This is a genomic window from Escherichia sp. KTE114, from assembly GCF_000407765.1.
Classification (GTDB): domain Bacteria; phylum Pseudomonadota; class Gammaproteobacteria; order Enterobacterales; family Enterobacteriaceae; genus Escherichia; species Escherichia ruysiae.
In genome coordinates this window covers 1,861,165-1,880,858 of the sequence record NZ_KE136626.1, presented here as the reverse complement: position 1 = coordinate 1,880,858, position 19,694 = coordinate 1,861,165, and the positions used below count along the sequence as shown (strand labels likewise).

Below are 19,694 nucleotides of genomic sequence, written 5' to 3'. Positions count from 1 at the left end.
TATCTCTCATTATAAGTCGTCGAACACGCTAAGCGCGTCGGAGAGTTTCTTAACGCCAAAAATCTGCATCCCTTCCGGCGCTTTTTTCGGCACGTTGGCCGCAGGAACAATCGCCCGGCGAAAACCGTGTTTCGCCGCTTCAGAGATTCGTTCCTGACCGCTGGGCACCGGGCGGATCTCCCCTGCCAGCCCCACTTCGCCAAACACCACCAGATCCTGCGGCAGCGGCCTGTCGCGCAGGCTGGAAACCATCGCCAGCAGTAACGCTAAGTCGGCGCTGGTTTCCGTTACCTTCACGCCGCCGACCACGTTCACAAAGACATCCTGATCAGCCATTTGCAGACCGCCGTGACGGTGCAGCACCGCCAGCAGGATCGCCAGACGGTTTTGTTCCAGCCCGACCGCCACGCGGCGTGGGTTCGCCATCATCGAATGATCGACCAGCGCCTGAATCTCCACCAGCAGCGGGCGCGTCCCTTCCCATACCACCATCACTGAACTGCCAGAGGTCACTTCATCGCCACGGCTTAAGAAGATTGCCGAAGGATTGCTGACTTCACGCAGCCCCTGTTCGGTCATCGCGAAGACGCCCAGCTCATTCACCGCGCCGAAGCGGTTTTTATGGCTGCGTAAGGTGCGGAAACGGGAGTCGGCGTCGCCGTCCAGCAGCACCGAACAATCGATACAGTGTTCCAGCACTTTCGGACCAGCCAGCGAGCCATCTTTGGTTACGTGCCCGACCATGACAATCGCCACGCCGCGCGTTTTAGCGAATCGTGTCAGATAAGCCGCTGTTTCACGCACCTGCGCCACGCTGCCAGGCGAAGACTGAACATCCGCCATATGCATCACCTGGATGGAGTCAATTACCATCAGCTTCGGTTGCTCTTCTTCGGCAATCAGGCAGATCTGCTCAATGCTGGTTTCCGACAACATATTGAGATTGTCAGTCGGTAGGCCGAGACGATGAGCGCGCATTGCCACCTGTTGCAGCGACTCTTCGCCAGTGACATACAGCGTTTTCATCTGCTGGGCCAGTTTGCACAGCGTTTGCAGTAGCAGCGTGGATTTCCCCGCACCTGGGTTACCGCCAATCAGAATGGCGCTTCCCGGCACTACCCCGCCGCCTAATACGCGGTCGAACTCTTTAAATCCGGTGGAAAAACGCGGCAGCTCTTCAAGGCTGATATCGGAGAGTTTCTGGACTTTTGCCACTCCGGCACTACCGGCATAGCCACTGAGACGCTCGTTACGCGCCACCGTTGGCGACGCAGCAAGACGCACCTCGGTGATGGTGTTCCAGGCATGGCAGGCGCTGCACTGCCCCTGCCAGCGCGGATAATCTGCCCCGCATTCATTACAAACAAAGGCGCGTTTTGGAGCTTTTGCCACGGTGTACCTCGTTAATGCTGTGCTGCCCGCAGGATGGCGGGCGTGCAATTACTTCTGATTCAGGCTGCCGGAGAGGATGCAGAACACGCCCATCAGGTCAGCGTGACGGATGGTGACTTCCGTCTTTTCATTCACTTTTGGCTTGGCATGGTAGGCAATCCCCAGCCCTGCTGCTTTGATCATCGGCAGGTCGTTGGCACCATCGCCAATCGCCACGGTCTGCGCCTGCGGGATTTCATACTCCTGCGCGAGGCGGGTCAGGGTTTTCGCTTTATATTGCGCGTCAACGATGTCGCCGATCACATTGCCGGTAAATTTACCGTCCATGATCTCCAGTTCATTGGCTACTACGGCGGTCAGGCGCAGCTTGTCGCGCAGGTATTCAGCAAAGAAGGTAAAGCCGCCGGAGGCAATCGCCACTTTCCAGCCCAGCGTTTCCAGCTTGAGTACCAGCTGCGTTAAGCCTGGCATCAGCGGCAGATTTTCACGTACCTGAAGCAAAATGTTCGCATCAGCGCCTTTCAGCGTCGCCACGCGGCTGCGCAGGCTGGCGGTAAAATCAAGTTCGCCGCGCATCGCCCGTTCGGTTACTTCCGCCACCATCTCGCCCGTTCCGGCCAGTTTGGCAATTTCATCAATACATTCAATCTGGATGGCGGTGGAGTCCATGTCCATCACCAGCAAACCAGGGGTGCGCAGATGCGGAATTTTCCCCAACGGCGCGACATCCAGCTGTGCTTCATGAGCCAGGCGCGTAGCCCGCGCGGTGAGCGAACCAGCCAGACGAATCACCTGATAATCTTCCACGCACCAGGCGGCAACAATCACCATCGCCGCGCCCAGTTTGCTCTGGTACTGGGTCAGACGTTGTTTATCCAGCCCACGACCATACAGCAGCCAGCCGCTACGACCTGCGTGGTAATCCAGTGGCATCACTTCATCACCACTTAATGAAAGAGGCAGACCAGGCCATAAAGAGACATCTTCAGGCAGGTCGCACCAGGTAATGTTAGGCATTAAGGCTCCTGTAAAATCGTTCGAAGCAGGGAAAATAACGCATGAGGCTACCTTGTATCCATTGCTTCTGGCAACATTAAGTCTCAAATTTTCAAAGGGTGGAAGATGGCTCGCACAAAACTGAAATTCCGGCTGCATCGGGCAGTGATTGTCCTGTTCTGCCTCGCCTTGTTAGTGGCGCTGATGCAGGGGGCGTCATGGTTTAGTCAAAACCACCAGCGACAGCGTAATCCGCAACTTGAAGAACTGGCCCGCACCCTGGCGCGTCAGGTGACGCTGAACGTTGCGCCGCTAATGCGTACCGACTCTCCGGATGAAAAACGCATTCAGGCAATCCTCAGCCAGTTAACAGACGAAAGCCGCATCCTCGACGCGGGCGTGTATGACGAACAAGGAGATCTTATCGCCCGCGCAGGCGAAAGCGTCGAAGTGCGCGATCGGCTGGCGCTCGACGGTAAAAAAGCGGGCGGCTATTTTAACCAGCAGATTGTCGAACCGATTGCCGGGAGAAATGGTCCGCTCGGCTACCTGCGCCTGACGCTCGACACCCATACGCTCGCCACCGAAGCCAAACAGGTGGATAACACCACTAACATTTTACGCCTGATGTTGCTGCTCTCGCTGGCAATCGGTGTGGTGCTTACCCGCACGTTGTTGCAGGGTAAGCGCACCCGCTGGCAGCAATCCCCCTTCCTGTTAACCGCCAGCAAACCGGTGCCGGAAGAGGAAGAAAGCGAGAAAAAAGAGTGACCCATTACTACAAGAAAGGAAATCGTTATGTCCACATTACGCCTGCTTATTTCTGACTCTTACGACCCGTGGTTTAACCTGGCGGTTGAGGAATGTATTTTTCGCCAGATGCCCGCCACGCAGCGCGTTCTGTTTCTCTGGCGCAATGCCGACACCGTAGTGATTGGTCGCGCGCAGAACCCGTGGAAAGAGTGTAATACCCGGCGGATGGAAGAAGATAACGTCCGACTGGCGCGGCGCAGTAGCGGCGGTGGCGCGGTGTTCCACGATCTCGGCAATACCTGCTTTACCTTTATGGCTGGCAAGCCGGAGTACGATAAAACCATCTCCACGTCGATTGTGCTCAATGCACTGAACGCACTCGGCGTCACCGCCGAAGCCTCCGGGCGCAACGATCTGGTGGTGAAAACCGCCGAAGGCGACCGCAAAGTCTCAGGCTCGGCCTATCGCGAAACCAAAGATCGTGGCTTCCACCACGGTACTTTACTGCTCAATGCCGACCTTAGCCGCCTGGCAAACTATCTCAATCCGGATAAAAAGAAACTGGCGGCGAAAGGCATTACCTCGGTACGTTCCCGCGTGACCAATCTGACCGAATTGCTACCGGGAATTACCCATGAGCAAATTTGCGAGGCCATAACCGAGGCTTTTTTCGCCCATTATGGCGAACGCACAGAAGCGGAAATTATCTCCCCGGACAAAACGCCAGACCTGCCAAACTTCGCCGAAACCTTTGCCCGCCAGAGTAGCTGGGAGTGGAACTTCGGTCAGGCTCCGGCATTTTCGCATCTGCTGGATGAACGCTTCACATGGGGCGGCGTGGAACTGCACTTCGACGTTGAAAAAGGCCATATCACCCGCGCTCAGGTGTTTACCGATAGCCTCAACCCCGCACCGCTGGAAGCTCTCGCCGGGCGACTGCAAGGCTGTCTGTACCGCGCGGATATGCTGCAACAAGAGTGCGAAGCTCTGTTGGTTGACTTCCCGGAACAGGAAAAAGAGCTACGGGAATTGTCGGCGTGGATGGCTGGGGCAGTGCGGTAACTCGCTGATTAAAATACCAAAGGAAGGAAATATGATCGATCTGGAAAACCAGGAGCGGGAGATTATCAACTTAATGTTCAGCCAGCGTATTTCCTGGCTAGCCGCTGTGCGTATCAGGCATAAATTATCGCTTGCTGAATTAAGTAAAATGTTAGGTATCTCGATTAATTCTCTAAAACGGATCGAAAAGACGGAGCGGCTTAGCTCAAACATCAAAAGCAAAATGGCAGGAATTTATGGTTGTCCGCCAGAGTTGCTGATATGCCCTTCCTGGATGACGGCTGAACATACATGAATAGATACTTGAATGGATTTTATTTTCTATCCACATGAAAAATAATAGTAAATCTATAAATCAGTTGCTATTGATGAATAGATACTAAAAAGCCGGAGCAGTCTCCCGCTCCGGCTGAACACGACAATCGCCTTTCAGCGAAAAACAATTACTCTTTATCGCCCAGCAGAACGGATTCCAGTGCGATTTTGATCATGTCGTTGAAGGTGGTCTGACGCTCTTCAGCAGTGGTCTGCTCGTGAGTGCGGATGTGGTCAGATACGGTGCAGATAGCCAGGGCTTTCGCACCAAATTCTGCTGCTACGCCGTAAATGCCAGCGGCTTCCATTTCCACGCCAAGGATGCCGTATTTTTCCATCACGTCGAACATTTCGCCGTCCGGAGAGTAGAACAGGTCAGCGGAGAACAGGTTACCAACGCGAGCATCAACGCCCAGAGCTTTAGCCGCGTCTACCGCGTTACGCACCATGTCAAAGTCAGCGATAGCGGCAAAGTCATGGTCTTTAAAACGGATGCGGTTAACTTTGGAGTCGGTGCAGGCACCCATACCAATCACCACGTCACGCAGTTTTACGTGCGGCAGAACAGCACCACAGGAACCCACGCGGATGATTTTCTTCACGCCGAAATCGGTGATCAGCTCTTTGGTGTAGATGGAGCAGGACGGGATACCCATACCGTGACCCATTACGGAAATTTTGCGGCCTTTGTAAGTACCGGTGAAGCCCAGCATACCGCGAACGTTGTTCACTTCACGGACATCTTCAAGGAAAGTTTCAGCAATATACTTCGCACGCAGCGGGTCGCCTGGCATCAAAACTACGTCAGCGAAATCGCCCATTTCTGCATTAATGTGTGGGGTAGCCATTGTTTTATCCTTATCAACATGTTTTCACCCTCTCCCTGTGGGAGAGGGCCGGGGTGAGGGCATCAAGCCGCACCCATTATCAGAACATGGCTTTGCCATATTCCATATCAGAAGTACCAAAATATTTTGCCAGAGTCTGACCGATATCCGCGAAGGTTTCACGGTGACCCAGCGAACCCGGTTTTACTTTCGGGCCATACACCAGTACCGGAATGTGTTCACGGGTGTGGTCAGTACCAGTCCAGGTCGGGTCACAACCGTGGTCAGCGGTGAGGATCAGGATATCGTCATCGCGCAGCAGTGACATCAGCTCCGGCAGACGGCGGTCAAACAGTTCCAGACCCGCAGCATAACCCGCGACGTCGCGACGGTGGCCCCAGGAAGAGTCGAAGTCAACGAAGTTGGTGAAGACGATGGTGTTATCACCCGCTTCCTTCATCTCTTTAATGGTGGCGTCAAACAGCGCGTCCAGACCGGTCGCTTTCACTTTTTTGGTGATACCGCAGTTAGCGTAGATGTCCGCAATTTTACCGACAGAAACCACCTGGCCGTGTTTTTCATCAACCAGTTTTTGCAGCACGGTCGGTGCTGGCGGTTCAACAGCCAGGTCGTGACGGTTACCAGTACGCTGGAAGTTACCGGCTTTGTCGCCGATAAACGGACGGGCGATAACGCGACCGATGTTGTAGCCGCCGTTGGTCAGCTCTTCACGGGCGATTTCGCACAGTTCGTAGAGTTTATCCAGGCCAAAGGTTTCTTCATGGCAGGCAATCTGGAACACTGAGTCAGCGGAGGTATAGAAAATCGGCTTGCCGGTTTTCATGTGCTCTTCGCCCAGTTGATCCAGGATGACCGTACCGGAAGAGTGGCAGTTACCAAGGTAACCCGGCAGATTAGCGCGTTCGACCAGTTTATCCAGCAATTCTTGCGGGAAGCTGTTTTCGTGATCGGAGAAGTATCCCCACTCAAACAGAACCGGTACACCGGCGATTTCCCAGTGACCAGACGGGGTATCTTTACCGGATGACATTTCGTGCGCCCATGCGTACGCGCCGATAACTTCAGCGTTGCCGTCCATTCCTGCCGGAATGAAACCGGTAGAACCTTCGTGTGCTTTCGCCAGCCCCAGACGGGTCAGATTTGGCAGATTCAGTGGCCCTTTACGACCATTATCAGCTTCGCCTTTAGCACAAGCTTCTGCGATATGACCCAGGGTGTCAGCCCCGACGTCACCAAAGCGTTCTGCATCTTCTGTAGCGCCGATGCCGAATGAGTCCAGCACCATAATAAATGCACGTTTCATATGTTCTCCGTACTCAGTGCTTCAAATTTAAATGATCAGATCAGTATACAATTATTCACTGATACGACGATAGACAGTTGGTGTGCTTTCTGGGGCTTTATCGGCAAGTTTAATTGCCGCTTTCACCGCTTTCGCCGCTTCCTGCCAGCTGTTTTCGTCTTTCGCGTGGATAACCGCCAGCGGACGCTGACCGTCTACCTGGTCGCCCAGACGCGCCATATCAGTAAAGCCGACGCTATAATCGATGGTGTCAGATGCCTGACGGCGACCGCCGCCCATTGCAACCACTGCCATCCCCAGCGCGCGGGTATCCATTTCACTGACAAAACCTTCGGTATCAGCATAGACTGCTTTCGTCAGCATGGCTGTCGGCAGATACTTCGCGTAGTTCTCAACGAAGTCAGTCGGGCCTTTTTGTGCCGCGACCATACGACCAAAGACTTCTGCCGCTTTACCGTTGTCCAGCACCGCCTGCAATTTCGCGCGCGCTTCGGCGTCATCTTTCGCCAGTTTGCCGGAGGTAAGCATCTCCACGCACAGCGCCATCGTGACATCAAACAGACGCGGGTTACGATACTCACCCGTCAAGAACTGCACCGCTTCACGCACTTCAACCGCGTTACCGGCACTGGATGCCAAGACCTGATTCATATCGGTGAGCAGCGCAGTGGTGCGCACGCCAGCGCCGTTAGCCACGCCAACAATCGCTTCGGCGAGGGCTTCAGAGAGTTCGTAGGTCGGCATAAACGCGCCGCTACCCACTTTCACGTCCATCACCAGCGCGTCCAGACCTTCCGCAAGTTTCTTCGCCAGAATAGAGGCGGTGATCAGCGGAATGGAGTCCACGGTTGCGGTAATATCGCGGGTTGCGTAGAAACGTTTATCCGCCGGAGCCAGTGAGCTGGTCTGGCCGATAATTGCCACGCCAACATCTTTAATGATTTCGCGGAAACGGTTGTCATCCGGGAAGATATCGAAGCCAGGGATTGATTCCAGTTTGTCGAGCGTACCGCCAGTATGGCCGAGGCCACGACCAGAGATCATCGGAATATAGCCGCCGCAGGCCGCGACCATTGGCCCCAACATCAGCGAAGTCACATCGCCGACGCCGCCGGTGGAGTGTTTATCAACAATCGGGCCATTCAGATGCAGGCTTTTCCAGTCGAGAACGGTTCCTGAATCTCGCATCGCCATCGTCAGCGAGACACGCTCCGGCATTGTCATATCGTGGAAGAAAATGGTCATCGCGAGGGCGGCAATTTGCCCTTCGGAGATAGTGTTGTCGCGAATGCCGTTGATAAAGAAACGAATTTCTTCATCGCTCAGCGCATGACCATCACGTTTTTTACGAATAATTTCTTGTGCGAGAAACAAGGTAACCTCCCGTGGAAAAGAGTATGAGGCGGCTTTTGCCGGATGCGTCTACGCCTTATCCGGCCTACGGGTAGATACGTCTCGTAGGCCTGATAAGCGCAGCGCATCAGGCGTAAAGCATCTTACTTAGTAGCTGCTGGCGCTCTTACCGTCGCCGTGGCCCAGAGCTTTCAGCAGGCTTGCCAGCAGGCTGGAAGCGCCAAAGCGATAGTGACGTGCATCTGCCCAGTCAGCACCGAACAGTTCATCTGCAATCGCGAGATATTTCTGTGCATCTTCCGCAGTACGCACGCCACCCGCCGGTTTGAAACCAACGGTTTTTTCTACGCCCATGTCGCGGATGACTTCCATCATGATGCGCGCGCTTTCAGGCGTCGCATTCACCGCGACTTTACCGGTGGAGGTTTTGATAAAGTCAGCGCCCGCTTTGATGGAGATTTCAGACGCTTTACGGATCAGCGCTTCGTCTTTCAGTTCGCCGGTTTCGATGATCACTTTCAGCAGTACATTCGCTGCCGCGCAAGCCTCTTTACAGGCTTTCACAAGGTCAAAACCAACCTGCTCGTTGCCCGCCATCAGCGCACGGTACGGGAACACCACGTCAACTTCATCGGCACCGTAGGCGATTGCCGCACGGGTTTCTGCCAGCGCGATGTCGATGTCGTCGTTACCATGTGGGAAGTTAGTTACCGTAGCAATACGGATTTCCGGGGTGCCCTGCTCTTTCAGAGTCTTGCGAGCAATCGGGATAAAGCGAGGATAGATACAGATAGCGGCGGTATTGCCGACCGGAGTTTTAGCCTGATGACACAGGGCGATCACTTTCTCGTCGGTGTCGTCGTCATTCAGAGTGGTCAGGTCCATCAATTTCAGTGCACGCAGGCTGCTTGCTTTCAGATCAGTCATTTCATTCTCCTGGCTTGTCGCCAATAAAATTCACCTTGCGAGTTTGTTAGTATTCTAACATCGACTCCGCAACACACTTCGATATACATCACAATTAAGAAAATCTACTTACAAATTTGCATTACGGTAATGCGATCTGGTTCAAATAATTCACTTTCAAATGAATGCGCCAGTGGTGGCAAACGCATCAGGATCAAAGTGAACATCACGAAACTTCTTACAATGGCGCATCACCTTCGGCATAAAAGGAAAAGAAGATGCCCACTTCTCATGAAATTGCGCTGCAACAACGTTGCCAGCAAATTGTCACCAGTCCGGTACTTAGCCCAGAGCAGAAGCGCCATTTTCTGGCGCTGGAAGCAGAAAACAATCTGCCTTACCCACAGCTTCCTGCCGAAGCCCGCCGCGCGCTGGATGAAGGCGTAATCTGCGATATGTTTGAAGGTCATGCGCCGTATAAACCGCGCTATGTCTTACCCGATTACGCCCGTTTTCTGGCGAACGGTTCTGAATGGCTGGAGCTGGAAGGCGCGAAAGATCTTGATGATGCGCTCTCCCTGCTGACCATTATTTATCACCATGTCCCATCAGTCACATCAATGCCGGTCTACCTGGGGCAACTGGATGCGTTGTTGCAACCGTATGTTAAAATTCTAACACAATACGAAATCGATATTCGAATAAAACGTTTCTGGCGTTATCTCGACAGAACCCTGCCAGACGCTTTTATGCATGCCAATATCGGCCCGTCCGATTCCCCCATCACCCGTGCAATTTTACGCGCAGATGCAGAGCTGAAGCAGGTTTCACCAAATCTGACCTTTATCTACGATCCTGAGATCACTCCTGATGATCTGCTGCTGGAAGTGGCAAAAAACATTTGTGAATGTAGCAAACCGCACATCGCCAACGGTCCGGTACATGATAAAATTTTCACAAAAGGGGGTTACGGGATCGTAAGCTGTTACAACTCGCTGCCGCTGGCTGGCGGTGGCAGTACGCTGGTACGCCTTAACCTGAAAGCCATTGCCGAGCGCAGTGAATCGCTGGATGACTTCTTTACGCGCACTCTACCGCACTACTGCCAGCAGCAGATCGCCATCATCGATGCGCGATGTGAATTTCTCTATCAACAATCACACTTCTTTGAGAATAGCTTCCTGGTCAAAGAAGGGTTGATTGATCCTGAACGTTTTGTGCCGATGTTTGGCATGTACGGGCTGGCGGAAGCGGTTAACTTGCTGTGCGAGAAAGAAGGGATTGCCGCGCGCTACGGTAAAGAAGCTGCCGCAAATGAAGTGGGTTATCGCATCAGCGCGCAACTGGCGGAGTTTGTCGCCAGCACGCCAGTGAAATATGGCTGGCAAAAACGCGCCATGTTACACGCACAGTCGGGGATCAGTTCCGATATCGGCACCACGCCGGGGGCGCGCCTGCCGTATGGCGATGAGCCAGATCCAATCACCCATCTGCAAACCGTCGCCCCGCATCATGCATATTATTACTCCGGGATCAGCGACATTTTGACGCTCGACGAAACCATCAAACGTAATCCGCAGGCGCTGGTACAGCTTTGCCTCGGTGCCTTTAAAGCCGGAATGCGCGAATTTACCGCCAACGTCAGCGGTAACGATCTGGTTCGCGTTACCGGTTATATGGTGCGTTTGTCGGATTTAGAAAAATATCGTGCCGAAGGTTCACGTACCAATACCACCTGGCTGGGCGAAGAAGCTGCACGTAACACTCGTATTCTGGAACGCCAGCCGCGCGTGATAAGCCATGAACAGCAGATGCGCTTTAGTCAGTAAGATCATCCCCTTCTCCTGCGTTGACGGGCCAGGCAGTCGTCTGGCTCTGTTTTTGCAGGGCTGCAATCTGCGCTGCAAAAATTGTCACAATCCGTGGACGATGGGACGCTGCAATGATTGCGGGGAATGTGTGCCGCAGTGTCCACATCAGGCGTTGCAGATTGCCGACGGCAAAGTAATGTGGAACGTTGCAGTCTGCGAGCAGTGCGACACCTGCCTGAAGATGTGCCCGCAGAATGCCACGCCGATGGCACAAACCATGGGCGTGGACGAGGTGCTTAGTCATATCCGCAAAGCGGTGTTGTTTATTGAAGGGATAACGGTGAGCGGTGGTGAAGCCACGACGCAGCTGCCGTTTGTGGTGGCGCTGTTTACTGCTATCAAAAATGATCCACAATTGCGCCATCTCACCTGTCTTGTGGACAGTAACGGCATGTTGAGCGAAACCGGCTGGGAAAAATTGCTTCCGGTATGCGACGGCGCAATGCTCGATCTCAAAGCGTGGGGTAGCGCGTGTCATCAACAGTTAACCGGACGAGATAATCAACAGATTAAGCGCAGCATCAGTTTGCTTGCAGAGCGCGGCAAGCTGGCGGAACTGCGTTTATTGGTAATCCCCAATCAGGTGGATTATTTGCAACACATCGATGAGCTGGCGGCGTTTATCAAGGGACTTGGCGATGTTCCGGTACGCCTGAACGCGTTTCATGCCCACGGCGTGTATGGCGAGGCGCAAAGCTGGCCGAGCGCCACGCCGGAAGATGTTGAGCAGTTGGCTGGCGCGTTAAAGGAGCGCGGGGTAAGTCGATTGATATTTCCGGCGCTGTATTTGTGATAAGCCAGAGATGTCGCAAAACTCAACATCAAGCACAATCAGTCCCCTACCCCCTCTGGGGAGAGGGTTAGGGTGAGGGGAACAAGCAGCACCAGTGTTCACTTACGGACGGCCTTACCAGCCATCGGGCACGTTAAACACCGCATACGTGTTATTAAGCAACACGTCGGCAATTTCATCCGCTGGTTCCGGGCGTAACTCACAAAGCACGGCAAACACACGGGCGACCTGCTCCGGGCGGTTAGGCTGACCCTGAAAACCATTTAGCGGCATATCCGGCGCATCGGTTTCCAGCAGCAATGACACCAGCGGTAATTTTGCGATGACATCGCGGGTTTTACTGGCTCGCGGATAAGTGATAGTGCCGCCTACGCCGATTTTGTAGCCCAGTTGCACAAACCGTTCGGCCTGTTGCAGGCTGCCAGAAAATCCGTGAACCACGCCAGCACGCGGCAAATCGTGGCGTTTAAGATGCATCGCCAGTTTGTCATGCGTGCGCCGTGAATGAAGGATCACCGGCAGATCGTAGCGTTTCGCCAGCTTCAGTTGTTCGTCGAGCAACCGCTGTTGGCGATCAAATTGTGGATCGTCGCCAAAGAGATCCAGGCCTACCTCCCCTACTGCCACCACCTTCGGCGGGCGCCTTTCCAGTGCCTGCTGTAACTGCTCCAGCGACGCATCGCTATGTTTTTCCAACATACCAGGATGCAAGCCCAATGCGGCATACAGCGGCTGATAATTTTCCGCTAACGCCTGCACGCGGGCAAAATTTGCCGCCTCGGTTGCCGGAACAATGATCTTGCCTACGCCCGCTTGTGCCGCGCGTTGCAGGCTGGCCTCTTCATCACCGCTAAACGGCGGAAAATCAAAATGGCAGTGGGTGTCGATAAAACGGCAAATCAAGCCAGATCCTCATTGTTAAATGTCGGGTCATTCGCCTGCGGGGCGTCTATCACCTCGGTAACCAGCGTATCGTTGGCGACTGGCGCAGGCGGAATGACGATTGGTTCCGGCGTCGCCACAGGCACCAGATGGCGAGTGAACGGTGCTTTTTCGGTTAGCATTTTACCGACTGTGGCCAGGAAATAGCGACCGCATAAACGCCCAAGTTTATAGTCATCGCGTAGCGCCGGAAGCCGGCTGCCAAGCGCGATGCTATGCAACGGTTTCGGCGGATAAATTTCGAAAATGCGTAACTTGCCGGGCGGTTTCTCAATAAATTGTTGGATGGCGCGATAACTGGTTTCATGATGCTGCACCAGATTGACCAGCGGCTGTAGGCTACTGTCACCCAGCCAACGTTCCATACGTTTAAACCACTGCGGCGTATAGTACATTTGCGACGGCACGGTGCGGATCACCACCAGCGTTTTCGCCCCCTGTCTTGCCGCTTCTTTAACCGGGATCGCATCGCTGACGCCACCATCAAAATAGTTAATCCCATCAAGTGAAACTCCGGTGCGATAAAAACCGGGAATAGCACTGGAGGCGCGAATCAAATCCAGCCAGTTTTGTTTGGTTGGCAAAAAGTAGTTCGGCGTGTAATCGTCCTGGCGGCAGGCGCACATATAAAACGATTTGCCGCTATCAAACAACCGCGCGGCGGTATCCATCTGCAACGGCATCTGGCTTGCAGTCGCCTCCACCAGCCAGTCGAGATCGATAAGATTTCCTCCACGGACAAAACGCACTGGATCGAAAAATTCACGTTTTGTGGTGTAGCGCATGATGACTTTACGCGCGTAACCAGGCTGGTTGCAGATATAGGCCGAAAGATTTTGCGCCCCGGCGGACGTGCCAAAATAGAGATCGAAAGGATTAAACTGCGCGCGCATAAACTCATCCAGCACACCAGCCGTGAAAATTCCACGCTGCCCGCCGCCTTCACACACCAGCGCAATTCGTCCAGGCTGGAACGGCCTTAGCGACAACGGCGCAATATTACCAAGCGTTACAGGTATTCGCTGCCCCACCTCTGCCTTCCTGTTTTTGTAGTGAAAGAATGACAAAGTAACGCAATTTATTATTCGCTAAAACCGCAAAAGCCAGTCCGCTGGACTGGCTTTGGATAAAATTTTCTTAATCGTCTGAAATCTAGGGTCGTTTTCGGCCCATGAACAAACTCACCAGGAACAGAATAATCCCGACGACAAAGACAATTTTCGCAGCACCCGCTGCAGTACCGGCCAGACCACCAAACCCAAGTGCGGCGGCGATTAACGCGATAACCAGAAATATGATGCCCCAACGAAACATAAGCCTCTCCTTTACCATAGTTAATGTCACCGCTTGATATTCACTCAATGCGATATTTTTAGTGTGGTGCACATCGCGCCTCCCGACAAAGTTCGGGAGGACGAATTACGACGAATTACTTAGTTTTCAGATCATTTTTAACGCTTTTCACACCATCTACCGCTTTGGCGATACTTTCAGCACGGTCGCTTTGTGCCTGAGAATCTACGGTTCCGGAGAGCTGAACCACGCCATCGGTGGTTTCAACTTTCACTTTACGTGAAGGAACAATGTCATCCGCCAGCAGTTTGGCTTTGATTTCACTGGTGGTGGCGGTGTCACCCGCGTAGCCCTTCACAGAGCCTTCTTTAGCGTCGCGAACGTGCAGTTTGTCGCTGACGGAGGTCACGCCTTCAACGCCTTTCGCCACTTTCACTGCCTCTTCGGCCTGTGCCTGGCTTTCAACAAATCCGCTTAACGTCACGACTTTTTGATCGGTTTTGACAGAGATATCAGTGCTCTTGATATTTTCATGATCCACCAAAGCTGCCTTCACTTTCGCAGTGATGGCGCTGTCATCCATGAAATTACCGACTTTATTCATAGAGCTATCGACTTTTTGCCCTGCGCTTTCATTGGTGGTCTGCGCGTTGTTTTCCGCATAGGCAGAACCGGTCGCGACGGCAGAGGTCAACATCACAGCCAGCAGAGTTTTCGAAATCTTCAGTCTTGTCATAGTCATCGATTTATTCCTGTATGTTTGCTCGTAATTTGAGCCAGGCAACACGAGGTTGCATTGCTGAATAGGGAGAGACTTCACCCTCGACAGAAGTCAATGGTCGCCATCACAAAAGCGATGGGTGATGAATAACGACCGTTACAGCTTCTGAATCAGTTATTAATATCAATCGAATGACAGTTAACGGTTTTAAATACTGTTACCTACGTACATAACGGTATTTAACGCCGACACAAATGTCATTGCTTTGTTAAATATAGATCACAATTTTGAAACCGCTCGCCGTATCGGCTAAAAAGCGAGCAAACATAAGCGAAAGCGAATGTTTTAAGAACATTCCGCAAGCGGCTAATAAGGAAGGGAAATTGACAGGGCGCAGCGGCTGCCGCGCCCTGGAGGCAAGAATTAATGCTCGCGGGTCTGGTGGAATTGAACGTCCGGATAACGCTCTTGCGCTAAGCGCAGGTTAACCATGCTGGTGGCGATGTAAGCAAGGTTATCGCCGCCATCGAGCGCCAGTTGGCTTTCGTTCTTACGCTTGAACTCTTCGAATTTCTTCGCGTCCGCGCATTCTACCCAGCGGGCGGTGGTGACGTTGACTGACTCATACACCGCTTCGACGTTGTATTCGCTCTTCAGGCGCGACACCACCACATCAAACTGCAGTATACCAACCGCACCGACGATCAAATCGTTGTTGGAGATGGGACGGAACACCTGCACCGCGCCCTCTTCGGAAAGCTGTACCAGCCCTTTGAGCAGCTGTTTTTGCTTCAGCGGATCTTTCAGGCGGATACGACGGAACAGTTCTGGTGCGAAGTTCGGAATACCGGTAAACTTCATCATCTCACCCTGGGTAAAGGTGTCGCCGATCTGAATAGTGCCATGGTTGTGCAGACCAAGGATGTCGCCCGGATACGCTTCCTCAACGTGCGAACGGTCGCCCGCCATAAAGGTCAGCGCGTCGGAGATCACCACATCTTTCGCGGTACGCACCTGGCGCAGCTTCATGCCTTTTTCATATTTACCGGATACCACACGCATAAACGCCACGCGGTCGCGGTGTTTCGGGTCCATGTTGGCCTGAATTTTAAATACGAAGCCGGTAAATTTATCTTCGCTCGCCTCTACGGTACGGGTATCGGTCTGACGCGGCATCGGCGCAGGCGCCCACTCCACCAGACCATCCAGCATATGATCAACACCGAAGTTACCCAACGCAGTACCGAAGAATACCGGGGTGATTTCACCTGCAAGGAACAGCTCTTTGTCGAACTCGTTAGACGCGCCTTTCACCAGTTCCAGTTCGTCACGCAGCTGCTGTGCCAGATCTTCACCGACCGCAGCGTCGAGATCCGGGTTGTTCAGCCCTTTAACAATGCGTACTTCCTGAATGGTGTGGCCTTTACCGCTCTGATAGAGATAGGTTTCATCTTTATATAGGTGGTAAACGCCTTTAAACAGCTTGCCGCAGCCAATCGGCCAGGTAATCGGCGCACAACCGATTTTCAGCTCGTTTTCAACTTCATCGAGCAGTTCCATCGGGTCGCGGATATCACGGTCAAGTTTGTTCATAAAGGTGAGGATCGGCGTATCGCGCAGACGGGTAACTTCCATCAGCTTACGGGTACGATCTTCTACACCTTTTGCGGCGTCGATAACCATCAGGCAGCAGTCCACCGCCGTCAGGGTACGGTAGGTATCTTCCGAGAAGTCTTCGTGCCCCGGGGTGTCGAGCAAGTTAACCAGGCAGTCGTGATACGGAAACTGCATCACAGACGTAGTAATGGAGATCCCACGCTGCTTTTCCATCTCCATCCAGTCCGACTTAGCGTGCTGGTTGGAACCACGGCCTTTTACTGTACCGGCGGTCTGAATAGCCTGTCCGAACAGCAGCACCTTCTCGGTGATGGTAGTTTTACCGGCGTCCGGGTGAGAAATAATGGCAAAAGTGCGGCGCTTCGCCACCTCTTGCAAATAAGGAGACAACGTCATAATTCTTTCTTCTTGAGTAAGCGGCATCGCGCCGCGCTTGTTGAAAACGAAAAATTGCGGCTATTTTACCCATCAACGGGGGGGAGGCAATCAGTGTTTACACAGGAGCTGCTCCAGTTCGTGCAACGAAGAAACGGTCCAGGTGGGCACGATGCCTTCTGGTTGCTCGCGATTGTGCGCATTCAGCCAGCAGGTCGCAAGCCCGGCATTGATGCCACCGAGAATATCGGACTCAGCGGTGTCACCAACCATCAGCACACGTGAACGGTCAGGATTGCCCGCCTGTTCCAGCGCATAATCGAAAATTTTCTTATTCGGTTTGGCAACGCCAACTTCTTCGGAAATCACCAGCAAATCGAAATAATCACGCAGCCCCGTGCGTTCCAGACGCACCTGTTGCAAGGCGCTAAAGCCGTTGGTGATGATGCCGATTTTGGCGTTGCCACGAATGGCGTTAAGCAGGGAAACCGCCCCCGGCAGCGGCGTACAGATTTCCGCCATCGCATTAATGAAGGCCTCGTTGAGTTTACCCGGCTCGACGTTCAGCCGTTCGGCCCAGCTCTCAAAACGCCCGTGCTGGAGCTGTAATGAAGTGATCGCGCCGTTTTGATAATCCACCCACAGTGGCTTGTTAACGGCCTGATAGTCCTGAAAATCTTCAGCGGTAAAGGTGACGCTGTAATCAAGAAACATCCGCTGCAGGCCGGTGAACGAGTCAAAAGTAAACAGCGTTTCATCGGCATCAAAGAAAATCCAGTCCCACTTCATTATTCCACCTTGTCTTACATACTGATTGGCAACGCCATGATGATGGCGTCTTCGCGACCGTCCGTGGTGGGGTAGTAATTGCGGCGAATAGTCGCCTCGTTAAAGCCTAAACTTTCGTACAGGGCAATGGCGGCAGCATTTGAAGCACGGACTTCCAGCCATAGCGTCGCCACGCCGCGTTTTTCCAGTTCGTCGATCAGATGTTCAAGCAGCGCCCTTCCCAGTCCCTGACGCTGATAGTCAGGATCGACCGCAATATTGAACAATGTAGCTTCATCCAGCACCACTTGCGTAATCGCAAACGCCGCCATTTTGCCGTTTTGCGTTAACTGAAAGTTGAGATAACGCTCGCCCTGGTTGCTGGCAAAGGTTTTCTCACTCCACGGAAAGGCGTGGGCGCGTTGTTCAATGTGGAAAGCCGCTGGTAAATCAGTCGTTTCGAGGGAAGAAATCGTGTTCATATGTGCAAATTTGTTGCCATAACGCGGCGCGTGCCGTTGGGTTTGCCCGTAATTCGGTGAGCGCCGGTGATGCCACCTGAGCGCCTTCCAGTGACAGCGGTTCGTCAGTACCCAACCGCCAGCTGTTGCAGCGACTGCCTTGCGGCAGCATCGCGATTTTTTCTGGCGTCAGTTGCAGCACTTGATCGGGGCTGACGGTTAATGCGCGCAGAACATCGCTCACTAAAGGATCAGTCAGGGCGGGAAGATCGTTTGCCACCATCACCAGACGAACGTGTGCGGGGATCGCAATGGCGACCTCTCCCTGCAACGCGCCAGGGCGACGCAGCGACCACTGGGTAATGCCCAGCTGCTGTAACTGCCAGTCTCGTCGGGATGTCATAGCGAATCGCTCCTGTTGTCAGGGGCGCAAATATAGCAAATTCGTCGATACCGCGCCAACATATGGCTATAATCGCCGCCAGTATCAATTGAGGAGCATTCCATGTCTGCATTTACCCCGGCAAGTGAAGTCTTGCTGCGCCACAGTGATGATTTCGAACAAAGCCGTATTCTGTTTGCCGGTGACTTACAGGATGACCTGCCCGCGCGTTTAGATACCGCGACCAGTCGTGCTCATACCCAGCAATTCCACCACTGGCAGGTATTAAGCCGCCAGATGGGAGATAATGCCCGTTTTAGTCTGGTCGCCACGGCAGATGACGTCGCAGATTGCGATACGCTGATTTACTACTGGCCGAAGAACAAACCGGAAGCCCAGTTCCAGTTGATGAATTTACTTTCTCTGCTGCCGGTGGGGACAGATATTTTCGTCGTTGGCGAGAACCGCAGCGGCGTGCGCAGCGCCGAGCAGATGCTGGCAGATTATGCGCCGTTGAATAAGGTAGACAGCGCCCGTCGCTGTGGCCTCTATTTTGGTCGTCTGGAAAAACAGCCGGTGTTTGATGCGGATAAATTCTGGGGCGAATACAGCGTCGATGGCCTGACGGTCAAAACGCTGCCTGGTGTGTTTAGCCGCGACGGTCTGGATGTCGGCAGCCAGTTGCTGCTCTCGACGTTAACCCCGCACACAAAAGGCAAAGTGCTGGATGTCGGCTGCGGTGCGGGTGTGCTTTCAGTTGCCTTTGCACGCCATTCGCCGAAGATTCGTCTCACCTTGTGCGATGTCTCTGCACCGGCGGTAGAAGCCAGCCGCGCGACGCTTGCTGCTAACGGTGTTGAAGGTGAAGTCTTTGCCAGCAACGTCTTTTCCGAGGTGAAAGGTCGTTTTGATATGATCATCTCCAACCCACCGTTCCACGATGGGATGCAAACCAGCCTGGATGCAGCACAAACGCTGATTCGCGGTGCGGTGCGTCATCTTAATAGCGGCGGCGAGTTGCGAATTGTAGCGAACGCCTTCCTGCCTTATCCGGACGTGCTGGATGAGACATTTGGCTTCCACGAAGTGATCGCGCAAACCGGACGCTTCAAGGTGTATCGCGCCATTATGACCCGCCAGGCGAAGAAAGGTTAAGTCTCTCGCCGCAAGCCTTGTTGGATGCGGCGTGAACGCCTTATCCAACCTACCAAACCTGCTCGTTAGCCCTTTGTAGGCCAGATAAGACGCACCAGCGTCGCATCTGGCATCCATTGCCACATGCCATGTCGGATGCGGCGTGAACGCCTTATCCGACATACAAAACCTGCACGTTAGCCTCCTGATGACCATTTTTCCAACAATTACGCATCAGGCGATAATTAACTATTGACGAAAAGCTGAAAACCACTAGAATGCGCCTCCGTGGTAGCAATTCTTTTTAAGAATTGATGGTATGCGAAGGTGGCGGAATTGGTAGACGCGCTAGCTTCAGGTGTTAGTGTCCTTACGGACGTGGGGGTTCAAGTCCCCCCCCTCGCACCAA

At 53.4% G+C, this 19,694-nt stretch carries 20 protein-coding genes and 1 tRNA gene; 7 read left to right on the top strand and 14 right to left on the bottom strand.

All coding sequences use genetic code 11. The features are described 5' to 3' along the window. Positions 1–9 precede the first annotated feature (9 nt). Both radA and serB read right to left on the bottom strand, forming a co-directional pair. Positions 10–1,392 (bottom strand): DNA repair protein RadA, encoded by a 1,383-nt coding sequence (gene radA / locus WC5_RS11885; RefSeq protein ID WP_001029698.1) that lies wholly within the window; start codon positions 1,390–1,392, stop codon positions 10–12. A gap of 48 nt (positions 1,393–1,440) precedes the next feature. Continuing rightward, positions 1,441–2,409 (bottom strand): phosphoserine phosphatase, encoded by a 969-nt coding sequence (gene serB / locus WC5_RS11890; protein ID WP_001132951.1) that lies wholly within the window; start codon positions 2,407–2,409, stop codon positions 1,441–1,443. Positions 2,410–2,514: 105 nt separating this feature from the next. Between serB and WC5_RS25280 the strand changes: the two genes are divergently transcribed. The 3 genes from WC5_RS25280 to WC5_RS11905 are packed head-to-tail and all read left to right on the top strand — an operon-like array spanning position 2,515 to position 4,498. Beyond that, entirely contained in the window at positions 2,515–3,159 is a 645-nt protein-coding gene (locus WC5_RS25280) for a YtjB family periplasmic protein (RefSeq protein WP_000124619.1), read from the top strand. Positions 3,160–3,186: 27 nt separating this feature from the next. Further along, positions 3,187–4,203 (top strand): lipoate--protein ligase, encoded by a 1,017-nt coding sequence (gene lplA / locus WC5_RS25275; RefSeq protein WP_000105892.1) that lies wholly within the window; start codon positions 3,187–3,189, stop codon positions 4,201–4,203. Positions 4,204–4,234: 31 nt separating this feature from the next. Continuing rightward, positions 4,235–4,498 carry a helix-turn-helix domain-containing protein gene (locus WC5_RS11905; RefSeq protein WP_000566148.1) on the top strand — a complete coding sequence of 88 codons (264 nt, stop codon included), beginning with the start codon at positions 4,235–4,237 and terminating at the stop codon, positions 4,496–4,498. A 148-nt stretch (positions 4,499–4,646) separates the two neighbouring features. Here the strand turns inward: WC5_RS11905 and deoD are convergent, their stop codons facing one another. The 4 genes from deoD to deoC all read right to left on the bottom strand — a co-directional run bounded on the left by deoD (position 4,647) and on the right by deoC (position 8,949). Continuing rightward, positions 4,647–5,366: a purine-nucleoside phosphorylase gene (deoD, locus tag WC5_RS11910; protein WP_000224882.1), complete on the bottom strand. Its 720-nt coding sequence runs from the start codon at positions 5,364–5,366 to the stop codon at positions 4,647–4,649. Between the two features lie 79 nt (positions 5,367–5,445). Continuing rightward, positions 5,446–6,669, bottom strand: coding sequence for a phosphopentomutase (deoB, locus tag WC5_RS11915; protein WP_000816471.1), 1,224 nt, complete (start codon positions 6,667–6,669; stop codon positions 5,446–5,448). A gap of 51 nt (positions 6,670–6,720) precedes the next feature. After that, entirely contained in the window at positions 6,721–8,043 is a 1,323-nt protein-coding gene (gene deoA, locus WC5_RS11920; protein ID WP_000477829.1) for a thymidine phosphorylase, read from the bottom strand. Positions 8,044–8,169: 126 nt separating this feature from the next. Beyond that, positions 8,170–8,949: a deoxyribose-phosphate aldolase gene (gene deoC, locus WC5_RS11925; RefSeq protein WP_001298497.1), complete on the bottom strand. Its 780-nt coding sequence runs from the start codon at positions 8,947–8,949 to the stop codon at positions 8,170–8,172. Between the two features lie 257 nt (positions 8,950–9,206). Here deoC and WC5_RS11930 point away from each other — a divergent pair, with 257 nt between their 5' ends. Together WC5_RS11930 and WC5_RS11935 are read left to right on the top strand one after the other, a co-directional pair. Continuing rightward, positions 9,207–10,757, top strand: a complete 1,551-nt coding sequence (locus WC5_RS11930; RefSeq protein ID WP_001143198.1) for a YjjI family glycine radical enzyme — start codon at positions 9,207–9,209, stop codon at positions 10,755–10,757. Next, positions 10,729–11,592, top strand: a complete 864-nt coding sequence (locus WC5_RS11935; protein WP_001088360.1) for a YjjW family glycine radical enzyme activase — start codon at positions 10,729–10,731, stop codon at positions 11,590–11,592. The genes WC5_RS11930 and WC5_RS11935 overlap by 29 nt, the downstream gene beginning before the upstream one ends. 114 nt (positions 11,593–11,706) lie before the next feature. On the opposite strand, the gene WC5_RS11940 is transcribed toward WC5_RS11935, so the two are convergent. The 8 genes from WC5_RS11940 to holD all read right to left on the bottom strand — a co-directional run bounded on the left by WC5_RS11940 (position 11,707) and on the right by holD (position 18,172). Further along, positions 11,707–12,495 carry a metal-dependent hydrolase gene (locus WC5_RS11940; protein ID WP_000563039.1) on the bottom strand — a complete coding sequence of 263 codons (789 nt, stop codon included), beginning with the start codon at positions 12,493–12,495 and terminating at the stop codon, positions 11,707–11,709. Then, entirely contained in the window at positions 12,492–13,565 is a 1,074-nt protein-coding gene (locus WC5_RS11945; RefSeq protein ID WP_010352666.1) for a patatin-like phospholipase family protein, read from the bottom strand. Before WC5_RS11945 ends, WC5_RS11940 begins: the two co-directional genes overlap by 4 nt. A 121-nt stretch (positions 13,566–13,686) precedes the next feature. After that, the gene (locus tag WC5_RS11950; RefSeq protein WP_000490275.1) at positions 13,687–13,848 is read right to left on the bottom strand and encodes a DUF1328 domain-containing protein; all 162 of its coding nucleotides are present in this window, start codon (positions 13,846–13,848) and stop codon (positions 13,687–13,689) included. Between the two features lie 115 nt (positions 13,849–13,963). Next, positions 13,964–14,569: a molecular chaperone OsmY gene (gene osmY, locus WC5_RS11955; protein WP_010352664.1), complete on the bottom strand. Its 606-nt coding sequence runs from the start codon at positions 14,567–14,569 to the stop codon at positions 13,964–13,966. 402 nt (positions 14,570–14,971) lie between these two features. After that, positions 14,972–16,561 carry a peptide chain release factor 3 gene (gene prfC, locus WC5_RS11960; protein ID WP_000175939.1) on the bottom strand — a complete coding sequence of 530 codons (1,590 nt, stop codon included), beginning with the start codon at positions 16,559–16,561 and terminating at the stop codon, positions 14,972–14,974. A gap of 90 nt (positions 16,562–16,651) precedes the next feature. Then, the gene (yjjG, locus tag WC5_RS11965; RefSeq protein ID WP_000870713.1) at positions 16,652–17,329 is read right to left on the bottom strand and encodes a pyrimidine 5'-nucleotidase; all 678 of its coding nucleotides are present in this window, start codon (positions 17,327–17,329) and stop codon (positions 16,652–16,654) included. Between the two features lie 14 nt (positions 17,330–17,343). Further along, positions 17,344–17,790 carry a ribosomal protein S18-alanine N-acetyltransferase gene (gene rimI, locus WC5_RS11970; RefSeq protein ID WP_001092450.1) on the bottom strand — a complete coding sequence of 149 codons (447 nt, stop codon included), beginning with the start codon at positions 17,788–17,790 and terminating at the stop codon, positions 17,344–17,346. Then, positions 17,759–18,172 (bottom strand): DNA polymerase III subunit psi, encoded by a 414-nt coding sequence (gene holD, locus WC5_RS11975; RefSeq protein WP_000204035.1) that lies wholly within the window; start codon positions 18,170–18,172, stop codon positions 17,759–17,761. Before holD ends, rimI begins: the two co-directional genes overlap by 32 nt. A 102-nt stretch (positions 18,173–18,274) precedes the next feature. Between holD and rsmC the strand changes: the two genes are divergently transcribed. Together rsmC and WC5_RS11985 are read left to right on the top strand one after the other, a co-directional pair. Then, complete coding sequence (gene rsmC, locus WC5_RS11980) at positions 18,275–19,306, top strand: 16S rRNA (guanine(1207)-N(2))-methyltransferase RsmC (RefSeq protein ID WP_001272354.1); 1,032 nt, start codon at positions 18,275–18,277, stop codon at positions 19,304–19,306. Between the two features lie 300 nt (positions 19,307–19,606). Further along, positions 19,607–19,693 (top strand) — tRNA-Leu (locus tag WC5_RS11985). The last annotated feature ends 1 nt before the right edge of the window (position 19,694 follow it).